The sequence below is a fragment of the Actinotalea sp. genome (assembly GCF_035443605.1).
Taxonomy (GTDB): domain Bacteria; phylum Actinomycetota; class Actinomycetes; order Actinomycetales; family Cellulomonadaceae; genus Actinotalea.
Genome location: NZ_DAORSQ010000022.1, coordinates 9,137 through 28,237, shown reverse-complemented (window position 1 = coordinate 28,237; position 19,101 = coordinate 9,137). Strand labels below are relative to the sequence as shown.

The following is a 19,101-nucleotide window of genomic DNA, read 5'->3' as shown; positions in this document are numbered from 1 at the left end:
CACCGGTCAAGAGTCCCCGAACCACCCCCGAAACCTATTGATCAACACGCCCTAGTCGGGAAGGGTGCGGGCCGGCGGCGGCCAGCAGGTTCGGCGGGTGTTCGAGGGAGGTGTTGCGGTCGTGATGTCGATGCACAAGCTCGGCGCGGGCGACGGGTACTCGTACCTGACGCGGGAGGTCGCCGCCGGCGACGTCGCCCTGGAGCGCGGCGACTCGCTGACCGCGTACTACGAGGCGACCGGCAACCCGCCGGGGCGGTGGCTCGGCTCCGGGCTCGCCGGTCTGGGGCACGACGCGATCGGGCGGGTCTCTCCGGGAGCGGTGGTCACCGAGGAGGCGATGGCCGCGGTCTTCCGCGACGGCAACGACCCGGTCACGGCCGAGCCGCTGGGGCGCCGGTACGCCGGGCAGCGGGGCCGCACCGTCGTCGGCTTCGACCTGACCTTCACCGTCCCCAAGTCCGCCTCCGTGCTGTGGGCGCTGGGCGACGATGCCACCCGTGCCGCGGTGCACGCGGCCCACCGCGCCGCCGTCGACCAGACGCTCGCCTTCGTCGAGCAGAAGGTCGTGCGGACCCGGGTCGGGCACGCGGGCTGCCGCCAGGTGACGACCCGGGGGATGATCGCTGCGGCCTTCGACCACTGGGACACCCGCGCCGGCGACCCCAACCTGCACACCCACGTCGTGGTGGCCAACAAGGTCCAGGGGCCAGACGGGCAGTGGCGGTCCCTGGACGGCAAGACCGTCCACGCCGCCGCGGTGACGGTCTCCGAGCTGTACGACGTGCTCCTGGCCGACGACCTCGCCCGGCGCCTGCCGGTCGGGCTATCCCTGCGCGACCGCGGCCCACGGCGCAACCCAGCGTTCGAGATCGACGGCATCGACGACGCGCTCCTGACCCACTTCTCCTCCCGCTCGGAGCAGATCCACTGCGCCGAGGCCGAGTGGGCGGCCCAGTTCCAGGCCGACCGCGGGCGCGAGCCCACCCGCGTCGAGACCACCAGGGCGCGGCAGCACCTGACGCGCGTGACCCGACCGCCCAAGGTGGTCCGCCCGCTGCGCGACCTGCTCGCCGACTGGGCCAACCGCGCCCGCACCCTGACCGGTCGCGAGCCGCAAGACCTGGCAGCACGCGCCCTGGCCGGCACCTACGGCCGGCCCTTGCACGCGCACGACGTCGGGCCAGAGGTCCGGGCGGCGATCGCTGCCCAGGTGCTGCAGGACGTCGCGACCAGGCGATCGGTGTGGACCGAGTGGAACGTCGGCAGCGAGACTCTGCGCGCCTCGAAGATCCTGCGGATGGCCTCCCCGCAGGAGCGGCTGGGCCTGACCAGCGAGATCAGCGCCCAGGTCAGGGCGGCCAGCGTGCACCTGGACGACACGCGTGAGCAGGAGCGCTGCCGGGTGGGCGAGGCGCTGTACACCTCCCTCGAGCTCCTGGCCGCCGAGCGGGTCCTCATCGACGCGGCCGAGACCACGCGCTCCCCGTGCATCAGCAGGCAGTGGCTGGGCGACGCCGACAGGGACAGCGCGCGTGCCGGCCGCGTGCTGGCGGATGACCAGGTCGCCGCCGTCCGGGCCATCCTGACGTCCGAGCACCTGCTCGACGCGCTGGTCGGGCCGGCCGGATCGGGCAAGACGACGGCACTCAAGGCGCTGACGACGATCTGGCAGCGTTATGTCGGTCCCGTCGTCGCGCTGGCTCCGTCGGCCACGGCGGCGCACGCCCTGAGCGCGTCCCTGGGCGTGCCGTGCGAGACGACGGCGAAGTGGCTGTACGAGTCCACCGGCGAGGGTGCACACGCCCGCGGGGTCGCGTTCGGCGCCGCGGTGCAGGTCCTGCACTCGAATGCCAGCGCGGAGTGGGACCCGGCGCGCCAGCGCGCCCAGTCGCTGCGCCTCGAGCAGGGCCGGTGGGCGATGGCCCCCGGGCAGCTGGTCATCGTCGACGAGGCCTCGCTGGCCGACACCCGCACCCTGGCCGCGCTGGTCGCCCAGGCGCGCAAGGCCCCGGCCAAGGTGTTGCTGGTCGGGGACCACCTGCAACGCGGGTCGGTCGACGCCGGCGGCGGGTTCGCGATGCTCGCCCGCCGTGGCCCGACGGCCGAGCTGACGTCCCTGTTCCGGTTCAGCCGACCGTGGGAGGCCAGAGCCAGCCTCGAGCTGCGCCGCGCCCATCCCGAGGCGCTGGACGCCTACGAGGCCCACGGCGCCTTCACCGGCGGCACGCGCGAGGAGATGCTCTACGCGGCCCTCGACGGCTTCACCACCGCCCAGGAGCACGGCCAGGTCGCCGTCCTGCAGGCGGCGGACAGCCGCACCGTGCGCGACCTCAACCGCCTCGCCCGCGCCCACGGCGTGCGCTCGGGGACCGTGGACCGGGCCGGGATCGAGCTGCACGACGGCCTGACCGCCGGTGTCGGTGACCGGGTCGTCACCCGCCGCAACGACCGTCATCTGCGGACCGCGGACGGGTTCGTGCGCAACGGCGCGCTGTGGGACGTCGTCGCGATCGCGCGCGACGGGTCGCTGCGCGTCCGCGCCGCGGGCGACGCCGGACGCGGTGACGGCCACGGCCACGCCGTCCGGCTCCCGTACGCGTACGTCGCCGATCACGTCGAGCTCGGCTACGCGACGACGACGGCCCGGTCCCAGGGCATGACCGTCGACCAGACGCACACGGTCGCCGGACCGGGGATGGCCCGCGAGGACCTCTACGTCGCGATGAGCCGCGGGCGGCACCTCAACCGCACCTACGTCGTCACCGAAGCGCCGGGCGAGGACTGCCTGCCCGGCCAAGCCCGGCCGTCGTCGTCGACCCGCGACGTCCTCGAACAGATCCTGGCGACCTCCCACGCCGAGCTGAGCGCCACCGAGACCTGGGCCGCCTACCACCCGGCCGCGCCGGCGCCCGTTCCGCCGCTGCATGTGCCCCACGACTTCGGGTCGCGCGATCCACAGGCCTTCGACCGGTCGCAGCGTCCACAGCTTCTGCGGTCCATCTCGCCACCCGCGCCGACACGTGCCCCCGATGGACCCGTGCTCGGCCGCTGAGCCGCATTGCCACCAACCGCACCACCCCGAGGAAGGACCACCATGAGCCAGAACCCCGAGTACGACGAGGCGCCCCGCCTCATGCTCACCGTCCCCGAGGCCGCGCGACGCCTGTCGATCGGCAGGTCGTTCGTCTACCAGCTAATGCTGAAGGGCGAGCTGGAGACGGTTCACCTGGGCAAGCTGCGCCGCGTGCCGTACGACTGCCTTGTCGAGTACGTCGAGCGGCTGCGCCGCGAGCAGAACCCGCCGTCGTCGGACGGCCAGTGATGGGCACCCGGGCGGCCAACAACCGGTCGTCGGTGTTCCAGAGCACCGACGGCCGCTGGTACGGCTTCGTCACGATGGGCACCAAGCCCGACGGCTCATCCGACCGCCGCAAGCGCAGCGGCCGAACCCAGGCCGAGGTCACTCACAAGGTCCGGGCCCTGGAGCGGGTGCGCGACGAGGCCGCGAAGATCCCCGCCGGGCGATCACCGCGGCTGTCCGACTGGCTGGAGGACTGGCTGACCGCCTCGGCCCTGCGCGTGCGACCCAACTCCCTGTACGGCTACACCACCGACGTCCGGGCGCACATCATCCCGACCATCGGCAAGCACCGGCTCGCCGACCTCGAGCCCGAGCACGTCGAGTACCTCTACACCGTGCTGCTCGCCAAGGGCCTGAACGTCGGCACGGTGCACCACGTCCGGCGGACCCTCAACAAGGCGCTCAACGACGCCGTCCGCCGCCGTCGCATCCCGCGCAACCCCGTGACGCTCGCCCACACGCCCCGCTACGACGCTCCGGAGTTCGACCCGCTCACCGTCTCCGAGGCCCGGACGCTCATGGCCGCGGCCGACAACGAGCCGAACGGCGTCGCCTTCATGCTCGCGATCTCGCTCGGGCTGCGCAGGGGAGAGGTGCTCGGGCTCTCCTGGGCCGACGTCGACCTGGAGCTGGGCCGCGTTCGCGTGCGCCAGCAGCTGGAGCGCCGCCGGTACCGCCACGGCTGCGATGACCCGACCCGGTGCGACGATCGGCCCTCGAAGTGCCCGCAGCGCCGCGACGGCGGGCTCGTGCTGGCCGAGCTGAAGACGAGGCAGAGCAAGCGGACCCTGCCCATGCCGCAGCCGATGATCGAGGCGCTGCGCCGTCAACGCCAGTCCCAGCGCAAGGCGCGGATCTACGCCGGCTCGGAGTGGCAGGAGTCCGGTTTGGTGTTCACCACCGTCACCGGCAGACCCATCGACCCGAGCGACCACTCCGTGCACTGGGTCAGGTTCCTCGAGCGCGCAGGCGTTCGGCCGGCGCGGCTGCACGACGCACGGCACACCGCCGCGACCCTTCTGCTGGTGCAGGGGGTCGACCAGCGCGTGGTGATGGACATGCTGGGGTGGACGTCACCGACGATGACGGCCCGGTACCAGCACGTGGTGCCCGGGCTCGTCGAGGAAGCAAACCGCAGGATGGGCGAACTGCTGTGGGGTGCGGTCGAGGGCTCGCGATAGCGGCCAATCGAACCTCGGCGCCTACTCGGCGGTGCTCACTCGCCTCCGTCGTCAGTGGCCTTGGCCGGCTGGAAGCCAATCGCGCGTTGGCTCTCGCGATTGCCGGAGTCAGGCCCTCCAACCCACCTGTACCAGGAAGGTTGATTCGAGGGGGTCAGAGCAGACAACTCCTCACGCGACCGCTGGCTCACGTCTACCAGCCAACCGGGCTCAGTTACCGTCACGGTTCCTCCTTGCCAGGCTCTACGTCGGTTGCCACATCATCTACCAAACCACTGACACTCGCAGGAGTGTCCGCGAGTCGTCGCAGTCTGTCGTCGAGCGCGAGCGGGACCTGCGCCTCTACGAACTCGGAGCCGTTCAAGGGGTCAAGCTCCGCCAGCCGCATGCGCGCGTCTCGTCGCGACCATGCTTCGAACTTCGCCGTAGAGGCGTCGCGCTTGCGGTTCACGGCGCCGAAGACGTCCGGGTACACCCGCCATGACGCCCCCAAGAACGACTCCACAGCCACCCTGTCGTCGTCGCGGTCGCCGCGAAGCCGGATCTCAGTCGCGTACATCTCCCCTGCGAGAGACTTCGGATAGGGGTCGACGTAGACAACGCGTGAGATCCCGGAGCCGATGATCAACCGCATGCACATGTGGCACGGGAACGCAGTGGTGTAGATCGTTGAGCCCAGGATCGGCACGCCGAGTCGCGCTGCCTCGGTGATCGTCGCCATCTCGGCGTGGACGATTCGCCCAAACTCGATCAAGTTGCGAATGCGTGTCGAGTCGATCGACGAACCGCTCTTGGCAACTACGGAGTCGAGCAGCTCGCGGCCGTCGAGGCCGCTCAGGTCAGCGTTCAGGTGGCCCTCGGCACCGAGCACTCCAAGGAGCTCCTGCAGCGCTCGGCGAACCTCGCGGCGGTTGAAGTCGCTGCCCAGCTGGAAGTCTCGATGGTCAGGCTGGTCACCGACCCAGTACTCCCCGCCGCCAGCCCTGGGCACCTCGTTCGAGCCGACCGCGAGGACGTCGCCCTTGGCTGTGGTGATCACCGCTCCGACCTGGCGGCCAGGATCGGCCGAGCGAAGTGATGCCGCGAAGGCGAGATACATGCCCTGCTCGTCGCGACGTGGCGTGAGGAACGGCTCGCCGAAGAGCAGGCCTACGAGGCGGTCAAGCTCAGCCTTCGGGCCGGCAGCCGAGTCGAGATCAACGAAGAAGTCGCCGAGCGCAAACGCGTCGCGGACGTGCTGGCCGTAGGGCGTCGTCGAGTCCTGCTCGTCGCGCAGCATGAGTTCAGCCACTCGCGCTTCAAGTTGGGTGTTCTCCGGGCTTGCATCTCGAAGCCCGCTCAAGATGCTCGTTCTGCGCGATGCCTCAGAGGCCGTGGCGGAGATCAGGACGAAGCGCCGCCCGTAGGTGGCGCGCAGGAGGCGGACCTCCTCGGGGTGCTTGATCGTCCTCAGGATCCATGCGTGCCTGGCTGTCTGCTCGTTGGCGCCGGTCCGCTTGAAGCGATTGCTCCTGATCTTTGAGATGGCATACGCGGCCAGCGCATCGCTGGAGCCGAGTGACTCGCGCAGGTCATCGCCGGCGTCCATGCGGGCTTCGTAGTAGCGCGGGTCGCTTGAGGTGCGTGGCAGTCCTGCGCCAGCTGGCGTCTCGTCGAGCAGGCCGCTCAGCCGTATGCACTCGGTTGTGTAGTTGACCCGCTCTAGCGAGGCCTCGAGGTGACGCACCAGGGCGTCGACATCAGTGCCAATCGGTGCGACCAGCCCGATGACGATCTCGAAGTTGGCGACGACCTCACTGTCGATGAGCACGGGCCCCCCCTTGTCTTGGCAAGTGAACCACCGGAGAGGCTCCGCAGGGGCGAGGCGGCTGCCGGCGTGCCGTCGCGTCGCACGACCGGGCACCGGCGACTGCTACCGAGAGTGCTACCGCTCGAGGACGCAACAGTTGTCGAACTCAACACAAAGGGCCCGCCACCTGCGAACTCGCAGGTCACGGGCCCTTCGTCACGCGGAGGATGGGGGATTCGAACCCCCGAGGGTGTTACCCCAACACGCTTTCCAAGCGTGCGCCATAGGCCACTAGGCGAATCCTCCCGGCCGGACGAGGATACCCGAACCGGCGGGCGGCCGTGCTCGCTCCCCGCGCGCCTCGCTCTCGGGCTACCCCTGCTCCTCCGCGACGCTGTTGCCGCCGTCGACCACGACCACCTGCCCGGTCACGTACGAGGCACCGGGCGACGCCAGCCACGCGATCGCGGAGGCCACCTCCTCCGGACGTCCGCTGCGCCCGGCCGGTACCCGCAGGCCCTCGGCCGCCTCGCTGCCGAGCTGCGAGCCGGTGGCGATCCAGCCCGGCGCGACGGCGTTGGCCGTGATCCCCGAGGCGGCCTCGTCGACGGCGAGCGCACGGGTGAGGCCGACGAGCCCGGCCTTGGCCGCGGCGTAGGCGACGTCGCCCCGCGCCGCCATCACCGGGCCGGTGAGGCTCGAGACGGTGATGATCCGCCCCCACCTTCGTGCCCGCATCGTCGGCACGACGGCGCGCGTGAGGAGGAAGGCCGTGGTCAGGGTGGTCGCGAGGCTGCGCTGCCAGTCAGCGACGGGCATGGTCACGTCGCCCGAGAGCATCGGCCCGTCACCCACGGCCACCATGCCGGCATTGTTGACCAGCACGTCGGGCATCAGCCCCGCCGCCCCGAGCGCCTGCGTGAGTCCGGCGACGCCCTCCTCGGTCTCGAGCCGGGCGACGAACCCGGTCGCGTCGATCCCGTGCCCCCGCAGCTCGGCCGTGCGCTCGTGCACGCGGTCCGTGGTCGAGGTGAGCGCGACCCTGGCGCCCAGGGCGCCGAGGGCGCGGGCCGTGGCGACACCGATGCCGCTCGCGCTGCCCGCGCCGCTGACCAGCGCGACACGTCCGGTCAGGTCCCAGGTGTCAGGAAGCTCCATGGCCGCACGGTAGCGGCCGGGGCTCGCGCCGCCGCACGGTCAGCCAGGCCACGGCCGCGACGAGCAGCACGGCCAGGGCCATGAGTGCGCCGACGGCGCCCGCGCCGGGGAGCGAGCCTCGAGCCGGGGCGTCGTCGGGCGCTGCCGGAGACGCGAGCGCGTCGCCGCCAGCCCCGGCCTCGCTGCCGGGGCCGGGAGTGGCGTCCGTGCCCAGGTGCTGTGCTCGAGCCGCACGGGCGACCCCACCGGTCGCAGCGACGGCGGCCGCCGGCTTCGCACCCGCCGCCTCGCCGCCAACCGCCCCGGCCGCCGGGACCACCGTGGGGACGTACCGGCCCAGCGTCACCTGGCCGTAGGCATCGGTGAGGGCGACGACCACGCCGTCGGACCGGCCGACGAACCCGGCCGCGGGTGTGAACGTCATCGCCCCGGTCGCCGGGTCGAGCGTGAACAGCCCCTGTCCGGGCACGCTGACCCGGGCGGCCGGCGCGCCACCGTCGTCGCGCAGCAGCACCGACCCGCCGATCGGCACCGCCACCATGGCGGCCTGGACCGCGCGGCCCACCCCGCTCGACCTCGTGCTGGGCGTTGCGGGCGCCGCCGGCGCGAGGACCACCGGGCGGTAGGTGCCCACGGAGTCCTGGTCCCACGTGTCGGTCAGCTGCACGCGCACGCCCGCGGCCGTGCCGGCGAAGCCGAGCGCCGGGGTGAACCCGACCGTCCCGGACGCTGGGTCGAGCACGTAGCTGCCCTCGCCCGGCACCGAGACCGCCATGGCGACCGCGCCCTCCGCGTCGAGCAGGCTCACGGATGCGCCGGCCGGGGCCGGGACGTTCGAGTGCTGCGCCGCGGTGCCGGTGCCGCTGGAGGTCAGCGAGCCGGCGGCCGGCAGCGGGGCGGGGCCGGCCCCGTCGGCGGTGAACACCTCGAGCGACCAGAGCGACACCCCGTAGATCGTCACGCGGTCGGACAGCACCACGCGCACGTACCGCGCAGCCGCCGCGACATCGAGCGACTGGGGGCCGCCCCAGCCGTCCGTGCTGCCCGTCGCCGCCGTCCAGCTGCGGCCGTCCCGCGACGTCTGCACCGCCACCGTGCGCCCGTAGGCGGTCTCCCACCGCAGTGTCACGCGGCAGATGTCGCGGCGGGCGCCGAGGTCGACCTGGATCCACTGCGGCTCGGCGAAGGCGCTGGACCAGCGGGTGGCCGGGTTGCCGTCGACCGCGTAGGTAGGCGCCAGCCCGCCGCGCTCGGCGGAGGAGGCCGTCGCCGGCCGGCCCAGCGCGACGTCCTGCGTGCCGCACGCGGGGCCGACGTCGGGCAGCGCCGTGCCGTAGACCTGCATCTCCCACAGCGAGTAGCCCCAGATCGTGCCGCGTCGCGTGCCGACCAGTCGGACGTACCGGCCGGTACCGCTGACGGTCAGCTCCTCGTCGCCGCCGGCGCCGCCGATGGTCGTGTGCACGGGGGTCCAGCTGGTCGCGTCGTCGGAGACCTGGATCTGGTAGTCCCGGCCGTACGCGGTCTCCCAGTCGAGCACGACGGCGCTCAGCTCGGCGCGCCGGCCGAGGTCCACCTGGAGCCACTCGGAGTCGGTGCCGGCGCTCGCGAAGCGGGTGGCCGGGTTGCCGTCGAACGCGGCGAACGGTGAGAGGGAGCCACGGTCCTGGGCCGACGACGCCGTCGCGGTGCCGCCCTGGGAGAGCTGGGTCGCGGTGGGCGGGAGGAGGGCGGCCTGCGCGGGGAGGGTGGTCGCGGTGAGCAGCGCCGCCACGATCCCGACGGTCACGAGGCGCCCCTGCACGTGACGCAACCCCTGTGCCGCGCGGTGAGGGGCATGGGACGGTCGCACGGGGAGCTCCTCGGTGGGGTCGCGGCAGGGCGGCAGGGCGGCAGGGCGGGGGCGCGGCCGTCGATCCGATCGGCCGCACGACGGCGGGTCTGAGGCGAACCGGGCAGATGCCCGCAGATCCACCCGAACGGCGGCAGGGCCGTGGCGCGCCCGCCGAGGGTGGGCCCGCGGCCGCATCGGCGCGTACCGTCGCGGTATGAGCATCCGCATCGGCGTCCAGATCCAGCCCCAGCACGCCGACTACGGCCAGATCCGCGACGCGGTGCGCCGCGCGGAGGACGCCGGGGTCGACGTGATCTTCAACTGGGACCACTTCTTCCCGCTCTACGGCGACCCGGACGGCAAGCACTTCGAGTGCTGGACGATGCTCGGCGCGTGGGCGGAGCAGACCAGCCGCGTCGAGATCGGCGCGCTCGTCACGTGCAACAGCTACCGCAACCCCGAGCTGCTGGCGGACATGGCCCGCACCGTCGACCACATCAGCGGCGGACGGCTCATCCTGGGCGTCGGGGCGGGCTGGTTCGAGAAGGACTACGACGCGTTCGGCTACGAGTTCGGCACGGCCGGCTCGCGGATCGCCGACCTCGCCTCGGCCATGCCGCGGATCGCGACGCGGCTCGCGGCGGGCAACCCGGCGTCGACCCGCCACATCCCCGTGATGATCGGCGGTGGCGGGGAGCGCAAGACGCTGCGCGTGGTCGCCGAGCACGCCGACCTGTGGCACTCGTTCGGCGACGTCGGGACGCTGCGACGCAAGAGCGCGATCCTCGACGAGCACGGCGCGGCCGTCGGGCGGGACACCGCGACGCTCGTCGAGCGGTCCGTCGGGGTGGACAAGCCACCGGCCCTCGTCGCCACGGAGCTCGTCGAGGCCGGCGTGAGCCTGTTCACCATCGGCCTGAACGGCCCGGACTACGACCTGGACCTCGTCCACCAGTGGGTCGCCTGGCGCGACGCGCAGGCCTGACCCTCCGGGCGCGCAGCGGTTCTGGTCCGGATCCGGGTGCTGGACGCCCGGATCCGGACCAGAACCGGGTCAGTCGTCGTCGTCGCCTGCGGGGGTGGTCGTGTCGACGTCGGACCACGCCGCCGTCGCGCCGCTGTGGCCGATGGCGACCGTCTGCGCGATCGTGCCGCCGGCCAGGACCAGCGCGGCGACCGCGAGCGTCACGGTGACCCAGCGGGCCGGGGCGGTCCCCGGCGCACCGGCACCCGCAGCACCGGCACCCGCAGCGCCGGCACCCGCAGCGCCGGGCCCCTCGGCTGCGGCCCGGCGCTCCCGCACCGCGAGCCAGAAGAGCGCCGCGGCGACGAGGGCCAGCGGCAGCACCCAGACCAGGAGGCCCTCGCCGAGCTCCGCGTGCGTCTCGACCAGCGGGGTCCCGCCCACCCGCTCCTCGAGCGACTCGCCGGACCGCTCGGACAGGGGTGTCAGGACCAGCGCCGCGAGCGCCAGCAGGAGGGGGAGGGCGAACGCCCAGCGGCGGAACCGCGGCCACACGGCCGCGAGCGCGACGGCCAGTGCGGCCGTCGGGACGAGGACCACCGTCGCGTGGACGATGAGCGGGTGCACGGGCAGGCCAGCGATGACGTCGAGCATCTCGGCTCCAGGTGATCGGTGCCTCGCCATGGATGGCACGTGCCACTCGGCACCGGCGGGACAGGTCCGATGATGTCAGACCGTCAGTTCGCCCGCCCCGCGTGCAGGGCTCAGACGGGGTTGCCCCACCGGTGGACAGCGCCGTCCGCCAGCACGAGAAGGCCGCTGGTGCCGTGCAGGCTCGTCACCCACTCCACAGCCGCAGGGCCCATCGCGACGGCGGCCGTCGCGAACACGTCCGCCCACATCAGCGACGGCCCGGCGACGGTGGCCGAGAGCACGCCGACGACGCGCTCGCCCGTGTGCGGGTCGAGGATGTGCGCACCCTTCGCGGCGATGCCCGACGTCGCGACCCCGCCGTCGCCCGCGGGGAGCGTCGCCAGGACGACCGAGCGGTCGCGCGGGTCCTCGATGCCGATGAGCCACGGCGCGCCGTCGGCGGCCGGCCGGGTGAGCACGTCGCCACCGGCCCCGACGGCATAGCCGATGCCGGTGCGCACGGCGAGCTCACGCAGGTGGCGGGCGGCGCGGGCGACGGCCCAGGTCTTGACCAGGCCGGTGGGGTCGAAGACGCCGGGCCGGTCGGGGACGGCGTTCCAGGCGTCGAACCAGCCGTCCGTGCGCTCGAGCGCGGTCTCGCACAGCCGGTGCACCTCGCGGACCAGCGGGTCGGCGTCGGTGAGCGTCAGCTCGCCCCGCTGCAGGCGGCTGACCTGCGAGTCGGCCTGCCAGGGGCTGAACATGGTGTCGGCAGCGCGCAGGTCGGCGAACACCCGCTCGACCGCATCGGCGACCTCCGAGCCCCGGGCGTGCGCGCCCTGCGCCCCGACGCCGCGCACGTGGATGCTCACCGGCATCCCCATGATCTGCTCGACCCACGCCCGGTGGTCCGGGCGGGCGTCGGCGGGGGCCCGCGTGGTCACGGTCAGATCCCGGCCTGGTCGAGCGCGTCCTGCAGCGAGGCGATGTAGGCCTGGCTCGTGACGGTCGCGTGGCTGAGCATGTCGATCGAGGCGCTCTGGGCGGCGAGGACCTCGTCGTTGAGCGCGGGCACGGCCCAGGCGTTGATCTGCTGGCTCTCGCGGTCCCGGGTCGGGTAGGCGATCGCGTCCGCTGCCGTGACGACGCCGTCGGTCACGGTGACCTGCACCTGCACGTCGCCGTAGCGGGTGCTGACGGACGCACCGGTGTAGGTGGCGGTGACGGGCTCCGCGGTCGCCTCGGGCGTGGGGGTCGCCGTCTCGGTCGGGGTGGTCGTGTCGGTGGACGTGCCCGTCGAGGTCGAGCTGTCCGTCGTCGTGGCGGTGCCCGTGGACGTGTCCGCGGCGGCGGCAACCGTCTTGTTGAGGCTGGTGGGCCAGGAGAAGAGGAGCACGAGCCCGGTCAGGGTCGATCCGATGGCGATGACGATGCGGCGCATGAGGTCCTCCGGTTACCAGGTGAAGCGTTCGACGTGCAGGGCGGTGGGGGGCAGGCCGGCGGAGCGCAGATCGGCGGCGACGGCCTCGGCCCACGGGGCCGCGCCGCAGACGAACACGTCGCAGCCCTCGAGATCGGGGACGAGCTGGCGCGCGGCCTGCGGCCCCGGCACGTGCCCGAGGTGCTGCGGCAGCCAGGCCGTCCCGGTGGTGCTGCGCGGACCGACGAGGTCGACGACCCGCAGGGCCCCGAGCGAGACGAGGTGGTCGAGGTCGGTCTGGAGCGGCTGACGATCGCCGTCGTTGACGCGGCGGACGAGGGTGGCGGGCCGGTCCCGGGTCGCGCCGGTCATCACGGCGTTCTGGGCCAGGGCGACCAGCGGGGCGATCCCGAGGCCGGAGCCGATGAGCACCAGGCCGGGCCTGGTCCGGACCTCGGGCCGCAGCCGGCCGTAGGGGCCCTCGACGAGCACGCGGGTGCCGGGCTCCATCCGCGTGAGGCGCTCGCCGTCGTCGCCCCGGGTGCCGATGGTGACCCGCAGGGCCGCCGTCGTCGGTGCTGCGGAGAGCGACAGCGGGTGGCCACGGGTCCAGCCGGCGCCGGTGCGGAAGCGGAAGACGAAGAACTGGCCGGCGGCGACCTCGAGCTCCGCCAGGCGGCGGCCGGTCATCGTGACGCTGATGACGCCGGGGGCCTCGGTGACCACGCGGGAGACCGTCAGGGCCTGGCGGCGCGAGGTGAGCAGGGGCACGGCGACCCGGTAGACGAGCACGGCAGCCATGGCGACGCCCCACAGGCCCCACCAGTAGACGGTCGCGGCGGTCGAGGCGAGGAAGTCGCGCCCGGTCCACAGCTGGTGCGGCAGCGCCAGGCCGGCGCCGAGGTAGGCGTACAGGTGCAGCAGGTGCCACGACTCGTAGCGCAGCCGGCGGCGCGCCCAGCGGATCGAGGTCACGGCCACCATGAGCAGCGCCACGGTGCCGGCGGTGGCGAGCAGCATGCCCGGGGCCGTGGTGACGAGCGACCACAGCTCGCCGAGCACGCCGACCTGGTCGAGCGCCGCGTAGCCGAGGGTGATGAGCATGAGGTGGGCGACCATGAGGTTGACCGACCAGAAGCCCAGCAGGCGGTGCGACCGGGTGATCCGGTCCTGCCCGTAGGCCCGCTCGATCCACGGCACCCGGGCCATCCCGATCACCTGGAGCAGCAGCATGTCCGCGCTGATGAGGCCGGTGAGCCGGCCCAGCGACGTCAGGGCCGAGCCCATCCCGGCGGTGAGGTCGGCGACCCCGCCGTGGTGCACCCACAGGGCGACGACGACGAGGTACGAGGCCCAGACGGTGAGGTCGAGGGCGTCCGTCCACCACCGGCGCAGCGCGGGGGGGCCGCAGCCGCAGGACGGCGGGCCGGCCGGTGACCGGCGTCTGCGGCGCGGCCTGGGCGCGGGCCCCGGCCCGTTGCGGGCTCGGTGCCTGGGCCTGGGCCTGGGGAGCGAAGGTCGTCATGGGAGGAACCCTCCCGCGCCTACCTGGGAGATCCCTGGGTGCTCGCTGAGAGCTGGGCGTGCGTCCGGGCAGACACCGCGGGGGATGACGGCGGGCGCGGGTGCTGGCACGGGCGCTGACGGCGGGCGCGGGTGCGCGGGCGGGCTGCGTTACGCTGGTCCCGACCCCTCGTGCGGCGTCATCTCGCTGAACTCCCCCAGGGCCGGAAGGCAGCAAGGGCAGGCGGGCTCTGGCGGGTGTGCGAGGGGTCGCTGCATGCCCCGGCCGACCCGACTCCTGGAACCGATCGGGGATCGGCAGGGGCGGATCGGTTCCAGGAGTCGCGACAGGTGCTCAGCCGGCGACCGGGACGCACACGTCGGTCACCCAGTCGGACGGCTCGTGGGAGACCTCGGGGCCGACGACGTAGACGTTGAACATCGGACCGGCGACGGACAGGCCATGGGCGGCGATCCAGCCGCCGATCGCGTCCATCACCTCCCCGATCCCGTCGTACGGGCCGTGCAGCGTGCCGACGGCGACGTCGACGGCGGGGACCTCGACGCAGGCGACATCGGGTGTCCCGGTGAACGGGGCGACGACGTCGAGCCGGACCTCGACGTCCGCGTCCTGCTCGACGTAGTCCTCGTCGTGGAAGACGGCGACGGCCGCGGCGTCGGGTGCGACGGCGGCCCCGGCCGCGGGCAGTGCGGCCATGAGCCGCTGCCAGAGCAGGCCCTCGTCGGCGTAGCTGGGGATGGTGCCCCGCACGGAGGCGACGGTCCGTGCGGGCAGGGTACGGCGGGTGATCTCGTGCATGGCTGGCTCCTTGAGCTGGGTGATGAGGTGGTCGACCTCCCGGATCCGCTCGGCGACGGCGGCGGACTCGTCGAGCAGCCGCCCCCGCTGGTGCGTCAGCACCGCCCGCAGCATCGCGGCGTCGTCGAACGGGGCGCACCCCGCCAGCTCGGCGACCCCCAGCCCGACGTCGCGCAGCGCCCTGACCCGCCGCGCGGTGCGCAGGAGGTCAGGGTGGTACGAGCGGTAGCCGGTGAGGGGGTCGACCGACGTCGGCGGGAGGACGTCGTGCTCGTCGTAGTGCCGCAGCATGCGGACGCTGATCCGGGACAGGCGCGAGAACTCCCCGATCGTCAGCAGGTGCTCGCGTGCCATACCCACAGACCACACCCTGACACGGTGGCAGGCGCAAGGGGGCGGGACAGGGCGCGGCGGCCGTCGGTGGCGCCCTCTACGCTCGTGCCGTGACCCAAGCCCTGTACCGCCGCTACCGGCCCGACACCTTCGCCGAGGTGATCGGGCAGGAGCACGTCACCGAGCCCCTGCTGCAGGCGCTGCGCGCGGACAAGGTCACCCACGCCTACCTGTTCTCCGGTCCGCGAGGCTGCGGCAAGACGACGTCGGCCCGGATCCTCGCGCGCTGCCTCAACTGCGCCCAGGGCCCGACGCCGGTGCCGTGCGGCACGTGCGACTCGTGCGTCGAGCTCGCGCGCGGCGGCAGTGGCAGCCTGGACGTCGTCGAGATCGACGCTGCGAGCCACAACGGCGTCGACGACGCGCGTGACCTGCGCGAGCGCGCGGCGTTCGCCCCGGCCCGGGACCGGTTCAAGATCTTCATCCTCGACGAGGCGCACATGGTCACCCCGCAGGGGTTCAACGCGCTGCTCAAGATCGTCGAGGAGCCGCCGCCGCACGTGAAGTTCATCTTCGCCACGACGGAGCCGGACAAGGTCATCGGGACCATCCGCTCGCGCACGCACCACTACCCGTTCCGCCTCGTCGCCCCGGACACCCTCCAGCCCTACCTCGAGCAGCTGTGCGTCGCCGAGGGGGTCGCCGTGGGGGCCGGGGTGCTGCCGCTCGTGGTCCGTGCCGGCGGCGGCTCGGTGCGCGACTCGCTGTCGGTGCTCGACCAGCTGGTCGCCGGCGCGGGCGCAGGGGGGATCGACTACGAGCGTGCCGTGGCGCTGCTCGGCTACACGCACGCCGCCCTGCTCGACGACACGGTCGACGCCCTCGCCGCGCGCGACGGCGCCAGCGCGTTCCGCGTCGTCGACCGCGTCGTGTCCTCGGGGCACGAGCCGCGCCGCTTCGTCGAGGACGTGCTCGAGCGGCTGCGCGACCTCATCGTCATCGCCGCGTCGGGGGACGCCGCCCAGGCGGTGCTCCGCGACCTGCCGGCCGACCAGCTCGAGCGCATGCGGGTCCAGGCCTCGGTGCTCGGCGCCTCGGAGCTGTCCCGCTCGGCCGACCTCGTCAACGCCGCGCTGAGTGAGATGACGGGGGCGACGTCGCCGCGGCTGCACCTCGAGCTGCTCGTCGCGCGCCTGCTGCTGCCCGCGGTCGACGACGGCGTCCAGGGTGTCGGCGCCCGGCTGGACCGCGTCGAGCGCGAGCTCGGGCGTGTCGGGTCCGGGCAGGGCGCTGGCGTCGGCGCGGGGCCGGCTCCGGGCGCACCGGTGGTCCCGATGCCGGGTACGGCGGGGGGTGCGGCAGCCCCCGAGCCCGCGACGGTGCAGGCCACGGTCGTGCCGCAGGCTCCCGCACCCGCGACCGGCGCGGCACCTGCCACCCCGCCCATCGGCACGTCGTCCCCCGCGACGCCGCGCGCCGCGAGCACCCCGCCGTCCGTCGCGAGCACCCCGCCGTCGGCCGCGAGCACCCCGCGGGCGGCCACCCCGCCGTCGGCCACCCCGCCGTCGGCCACCCCGCGGTCGGCCACCCCGCCGTCGGCGTCACGCTCGGCGCCTGCCCACGACGCCCCGCCCTCCCGCCCCGCAGCCACCGCTGTGGAGGCCGAGATGGTGCGTCGTCGCTGGCCCGAGGTCCTCGCGACGCTGCGCGGCCTGCGGATGGCCACATGGGTGCTCGTCAGCCAGAACGCCCAGGTGGCGGCGGCCAGCCCTGACGCCGTGACGCTGTCCTTCACGACACCGCAGCTCGCCACGGCGTTCCGGGTCGGTCCGCACGCCGACAACGTGCGTACCGCACTGCACGAGACCCTCGGCCTCGACGTGCGGGTGCAGACCGAGCTCGCCGAGCCCGCGGCCGATGCGCCGCCCGCGCGCGCCGGGCAGCGGCCGTCGGGCGCGGTGCCCACCGCCGGCGCAGCGGTGGCAGCGGTCGGGGACGCGCACGTCGGTGACGCGCCGGCGGTCGCGCCACCCGGCGCGATCACCACGGCCCAGGCCGAGGCGTCGTGGGGTGCACCGGCCTCCGGCCCGTCGGTCGAGGCCTCGCACCGCGACCCCGCGCCCCGCGGCGGCGCGCAGCGGTCCTCCTCGCCGGCCCGGCCGTCGTCGAGCACCCGCCCCTCCGCACCGGACGCACCGGCCACCGCAGCGACGGCCACGGCAGCGACGGCCGGCATGCCCGGATCGCCGGCGCCGTCTCGTCCCGAGTCCCCGGCTGCGTCCGCAGCCCCACCCGCGGCTCCCGCAGCACCGCCGTCGTCCTCGTCGCCGCCCCGGCCGGCCGGGCCGGCCCCGACGGTCCTGCCGTCGGACGGGATCCCCGACGGCGACGAGCCCGACTTCGACGCGCCGCCCGAGGTCGCCGGTGCCCGCAGCGCCTCCCGACCGCTGCCCGCCGCCGCCCCCGCTCCACAGCCCGCCCCGCCGGCCGCGTCCCGAGCGTCGTCGTTCTCACCGCGCCCCACCGACTCGCCACAGCCCGCCCCGCCGGCCGCGTCCCGCGCGTCGTCGTTCTCACCGCGCCCGACCCCCGCGTCCCAGCCCGCCCGTGGCCAGGCTCGCCCGGGCGGCCCGCCGCGCCGCCCGGCCCCCGGCTCGACCGAGGAGGCCGCCGACGCCTCGCCGGACGACCCGGACCTGCTCTCGACCGGCCTCGTCGGCGCCCCGCTCATCGCCCAGATGCTCGGCGGCACGGTCATCGACGAGATCCCCGACCCGCCCGCCTGAGCGCGGTCGTCAGCGGCGCGGCCCGGTCCCGTGGTCGGCGGGACCCCGTAGGCTGACGGGGTGTACGAGGGCGCGGTCCAGGACCTGATCGACGAGCTCGGGCGACTGCCCGGGGTCGGTCCCAAGAGCGCCCAGCGGATCGCCTTCCACCTGCTCGCCGCGGATCCGGCGGACGTCCGCCGCCTCGTCGACGCGCTCACTGAGGTCAAGGCCCGTGTGCAGTTCTGCACCGTCTGCGGCAACGTGTCGCAGGAAGAGCTCTGCAGGGTCTGCCGCGACCCGCGTCGCTCGCTGGAGTCGATCTGCGTCGTCGAGGAGCCCAAGGACGTCGTCGCGATCGAGCGCACGCGCGAGTTCCGCGGCCGGTACCACGTGCTCGGCGGGGCCATCAACCCGATGGACAACATCGGCCCGGACGACCTGCGGATCGCCGAGCTCATGACCCGCCTCGCGGACGGCTCCGTCACCGAGGTGATCCTCGCCACCGACCCCAACGTCGAGGGCGAGGCCACCTCCACCTACCTGGCACGCCTGCTCGTGCCGATGGGCCTGCGGGTCACCCGCCTGGCCTCGGGCCTGCCGGTCGGCGGAGACCTGGAGTACGCCGATGAGGTCACGCTGGGGCGTGCCTTCGAAGGACGGAGACAGATCAGTGCCTGACACCACGCCAGCCCGGCCCGCCGCGAGCGCGGTCCCCGACGACCTCCGCGAGCTCGCGGACACCGTCGCCGAAGAGGGGGGCCACTTCCTCTCGACCGTCACCGAGGTGGCGGCCGGCGCCAACCCCGAGGTCGCGATCCCGCTGCTGCTCCTCGCCGTCTCCGACGTCCTCGGCGCCGGTGCGCGGCTGGGCGCGATGGAGGACGTCGTCCCCGTGGAGCGCTTCGAGCCCGACATCGGCCCGGACACCGATCTCGACCCGCTGCGCGCCGCACTCGAGAACCTCCTCGACGGGATCGACTCCTACCTCGAGATCGCCGACCCGCTCCTGGGCGGGGACCCGGTGACCTCGACGTTGTCGAGCGACCTCGTGCTCGTCGCCGGTGCGCTGGCCCAGGGCCTGCGGCACCACGAGGAGGGCCAGGTCATCGAGGCGCTCTGGTGGTGGCAGTACTCCTACCTGTCCAACTGGGGAGAGCGGGCGTCGTCGGCGCTGCGGGTGCTCCAGACGGTTCTCGCGCACCTGCGCCTGGACGTGGACGACGACGTCGCCGCCGAGGCGGAGTTCCAGGCACTGCACCCCTGAGGCGGTAAGGCCCGCGCCCGACCTGCCCGTGCTGACCGCGGTGCACGCGCCCCGCTCGTTCACACCCCGC

General features: G+C 73.9%; 15 protein-coding genes, 1 tRNA gene and 1 other RNA gene. 8 read left to right on the top strand and 9 right to left on the bottom strand.

Annotated features, from left to right (window positions below; all coding sequences use genetic code 11):
* The first annotated feature begins 124 nt into the window (after nt 1-124).
* From mobF to PKY62_RS04220, 3 genes are read left to right on the top strand one after another with little or no spacing between them, the layout of a single operon-like run.
* Nucleotides 125-3,055, top strand: coding sequence for a MobF family relaxase (gene mobF / locus PKY62_RS04230; protein WP_324535182.1), 2,931 nt, complete (start codon nt 125-127; stop codon nt 3,053-3,055).
* 42 nt (nt 3,056-3,097) lie between these two features.
* On the top strand, nt 3,098-3,325 hold the full coding sequence (locus PKY62_RS04225; RefSeq protein WP_324535180.1) for a helix-turn-helix domain-containing protein: 228 nt from the start codon (nt 3,098-3,100) through the stop codon (nt 3,323-3,325).
* Entirely contained in the window at nt 3,325-4,545 is a 1,221-nt protein-coding gene (locus PKY62_RS04220; protein ID WP_324535179.1) for a tyrosine-type recombinase/integrase, read from the top strand. Before PKY62_RS04225 ends, PKY62_RS04220 begins: the two co-directional genes overlap by 1 nt.
* Before the next feature lie 220 nt (nt 4,546-4,765).
* On the opposite strand, the gene PKY62_RS04215 is transcribed toward PKY62_RS04220, so the two are convergent.
* The 4 genes from PKY62_RS04215 to PKY62_RS04200 form a co-directional block, all read right to left on the bottom strand.
* Nucleotides 4,766-6,355 (bottom strand): anti-phage dCTP deaminase, encoded by a 1,590-nt coding sequence (locus PKY62_RS04215; protein ID WP_324535177.1) that lies wholly within the window; start codon nt 6,353-6,355, stop codon nt 4,766-4,768.
* Between the two features lie 200 nt (nt 6,356-6,555).
* Nucleotides 6,556-6,640: transfer RNA gene (locus tag PKY62_RS04210), tRNA-Ser, on the bottom strand.
* A gap of 66 nt (nt 6,641-6,706) precedes the next feature.
* The gene (locus PKY62_RS04205) at nt 6,707-7,492 is read right to left on the bottom strand and encodes an SDR family oxidoreductase (RefSeq protein WP_324535175.1); all 786 of its coding nucleotides are present in this window, start codon (nt 7,490-7,492) and stop codon (nt 6,707-6,709) included.
* Complete coding sequence (locus PKY62_RS04200; protein ID WP_324535173.1) at nt 7,479-9,281, bottom strand: discoidin domain-containing protein; 1,803 nt, start codon at nt 9,279-9,281, stop codon at nt 7,479-7,481. Before PKY62_RS04200 ends, PKY62_RS04205 begins: the two co-directional genes overlap by 14 nt.
* Nucleotides 9,282-9,540: 259 nt before the next feature.
* Here PKY62_RS04200 and PKY62_RS04195 point away from each other — a divergent pair, with 259 nt between their 5' ends.
* Nucleotides 9,541-10,311, top strand: coding sequence for an LLM class F420-dependent oxidoreductase (locus tag PKY62_RS04195; RefSeq protein ID WP_324535171.1), 771 nt, complete (start codon nt 9,541-9,543; stop codon nt 10,309-10,311).
* 69 nt (nt 10,312-10,380) lie between these two features.
* On the opposite strand, the gene PKY62_RS04190 is transcribed toward PKY62_RS04195, so the two are convergent.
* The 4 genes from PKY62_RS04190 to PKY62_RS04175 all read right to left on the bottom strand — a co-directional run bounded on the left by PKY62_RS04190 (nt 10,381) and on the right by PKY62_RS04175 (nt 13,666).
* Nucleotides 10,381-10,944, bottom strand: a complete 564-nt coding sequence (locus tag PKY62_RS04190; protein ID WP_324535169.1) for a DUF2231 domain-containing protein — start codon at nt 10,942-10,944, stop codon at nt 10,381-10,383.
* A 110-nt stretch (nt 10,945-11,054) separates the two neighbouring features.
* Nucleotides 11,055-11,867, bottom strand: coding sequence for an FAD:protein FMN transferase (locus PKY62_RS04185; RefSeq protein WP_324535167.1), 813 nt, complete (start codon nt 11,865-11,867; stop codon nt 11,055-11,057).
* A gap of 2 nt (nt 11,868-11,869) precedes the next feature.
* Nucleotides 11,870-12,364, bottom strand: coding sequence for an FMN-binding protein (locus tag PKY62_RS04180; protein ID WP_324535164.1), 495 nt, complete (start codon nt 12,362-12,364; stop codon nt 11,870-11,872).
* A 12-nt stretch (nt 12,365-12,376) separates the two neighbouring features.
* Nucleotides 12,377-13,666, bottom strand: coding sequence for a ferredoxin reductase family protein (locus PKY62_RS04175; protein WP_324535162.1), 1,290 nt, complete (start codon nt 13,664-13,666; stop codon nt 12,377-12,379).
* 361 nt (nt 13,667-14,027) lie between these two features.
* On the opposite strand from PKY62_RS04175, the gene ffs reads away from it, so the two are divergent.
* An RNA gene (gene ffs, locus PKY62_RS04170) (signal recognition particle sRNA small type) lies at nt 14,028-14,124 on the top strand.
* 77 nt (nt 14,125-14,201) lie between these two features.
* Here ffs and PKY62_RS04165 read toward each other — a convergent pair.
* Nucleotides 14,202-15,020, bottom strand: coding sequence for a MerR family transcriptional regulator (locus PKY62_RS04165; RefSeq protein WP_324535160.1), 819 nt, complete (start codon nt 15,018-15,020; stop codon nt 14,202-14,204).
* 89 nt (nt 15,021-15,109) lie between these two features.
* Here PKY62_RS04165 and PKY62_RS04160 point away from each other — a divergent pair, with 89 nt between their 5' ends.
* From PKY62_RS04160 to PKY62_RS04150, 3 genes are read left to right on the top strand one after another with little or no spacing between them, the layout of a single operon-like run.
* Nucleotides 15,110-17,785 carry a DNA polymerase III subunit gamma and tau gene (locus PKY62_RS04160; protein ID WP_324535158.1) on the top strand — a complete coding sequence of 892 codons (2,676 nt, stop codon included), beginning with the start codon at nt 15,110-15,112 and terminating at the stop codon, nt 17,783-17,785.
* A gap of 60 nt (nt 17,786-17,845) precedes the next feature.
* Nucleotides 17,846-18,445: a recombination mediator RecR gene (recR, locus tag PKY62_RS04155; protein WP_324535157.1), complete on the top strand. Its 600-nt coding sequence runs from the start codon at nt 17,846-17,848 to the stop codon at nt 18,443-18,445.
* Nucleotides 18,438-19,031 (top strand): DUF5063 domain-containing protein, encoded by a 594-nt coding sequence (locus PKY62_RS04150; protein ID WP_324535155.1) that lies wholly within the window; start codon nt 18,438-18,440, stop codon nt 19,029-19,031. The genes recR and PKY62_RS04150 overlap by 8 nt, the downstream gene beginning before the upstream one ends.
* Nucleotides 19,032-19,101: the final 70 nt, after the last annotated feature.

Excerpts from the sequence above, each read along its gene's own strand:
- mobF (WP_324535182.1), top strand. The coding sequence starts at position 125 with ATGTCGATGCACAAGCTCGGCGCGGGCGACGGGTACTCGTACCTGACG.
- PKY62_RS04225 (WP_324535180.1), top strand. The coding sequence starts at position 3,098 with ATGAGCCAGAACCCCGAGTACGACGAGGCGCCCCGCCTCATGCTCACC.
- PKY62_RS04220 (WP_324535179.1), top strand. The coding sequence starts at position 3,325 with ATGGGCACCCGGGCGGCCAACAACCGGTCGTCGGTGTTCCAGAGCACC.
- PKY62_RS04205 (WP_324535175.1), bottom strand. The coding sequence starts at position 7,492 with ATGGAGCTTCCTGACACCTGGGACCTGACCGGACGTGTCGCGCTGGTC.
- PKY62_RS04195 (WP_324535171.1), top strand. The coding sequence starts at position 9,541 with ATGAGCATCCGCATCGGCGTCCAGATCCAGCCCCAGCACGCCGACTAC.
- PKY62_RS04190 (WP_324535169.1), bottom strand. The coding sequence starts at position 10,944 with ATGCTCGACGTCATCGCTGGCCTGCCCGTGCACCCGCTCATCGTCCAC.
- PKY62_RS04180 (WP_324535164.1), bottom strand. The coding sequence starts at position 12,364 with ATGCGCCGCATCGTCATCGCCATCGGATCGACCCTGACCGGGCTCGTG.
- PKY62_RS04165 (WP_324535160.1), bottom strand. The coding sequence starts at position 15,020 with ATGGCACGCGAGCACCTGCTGACGATCGGGGAGTTCTCGCGCCTGTCC.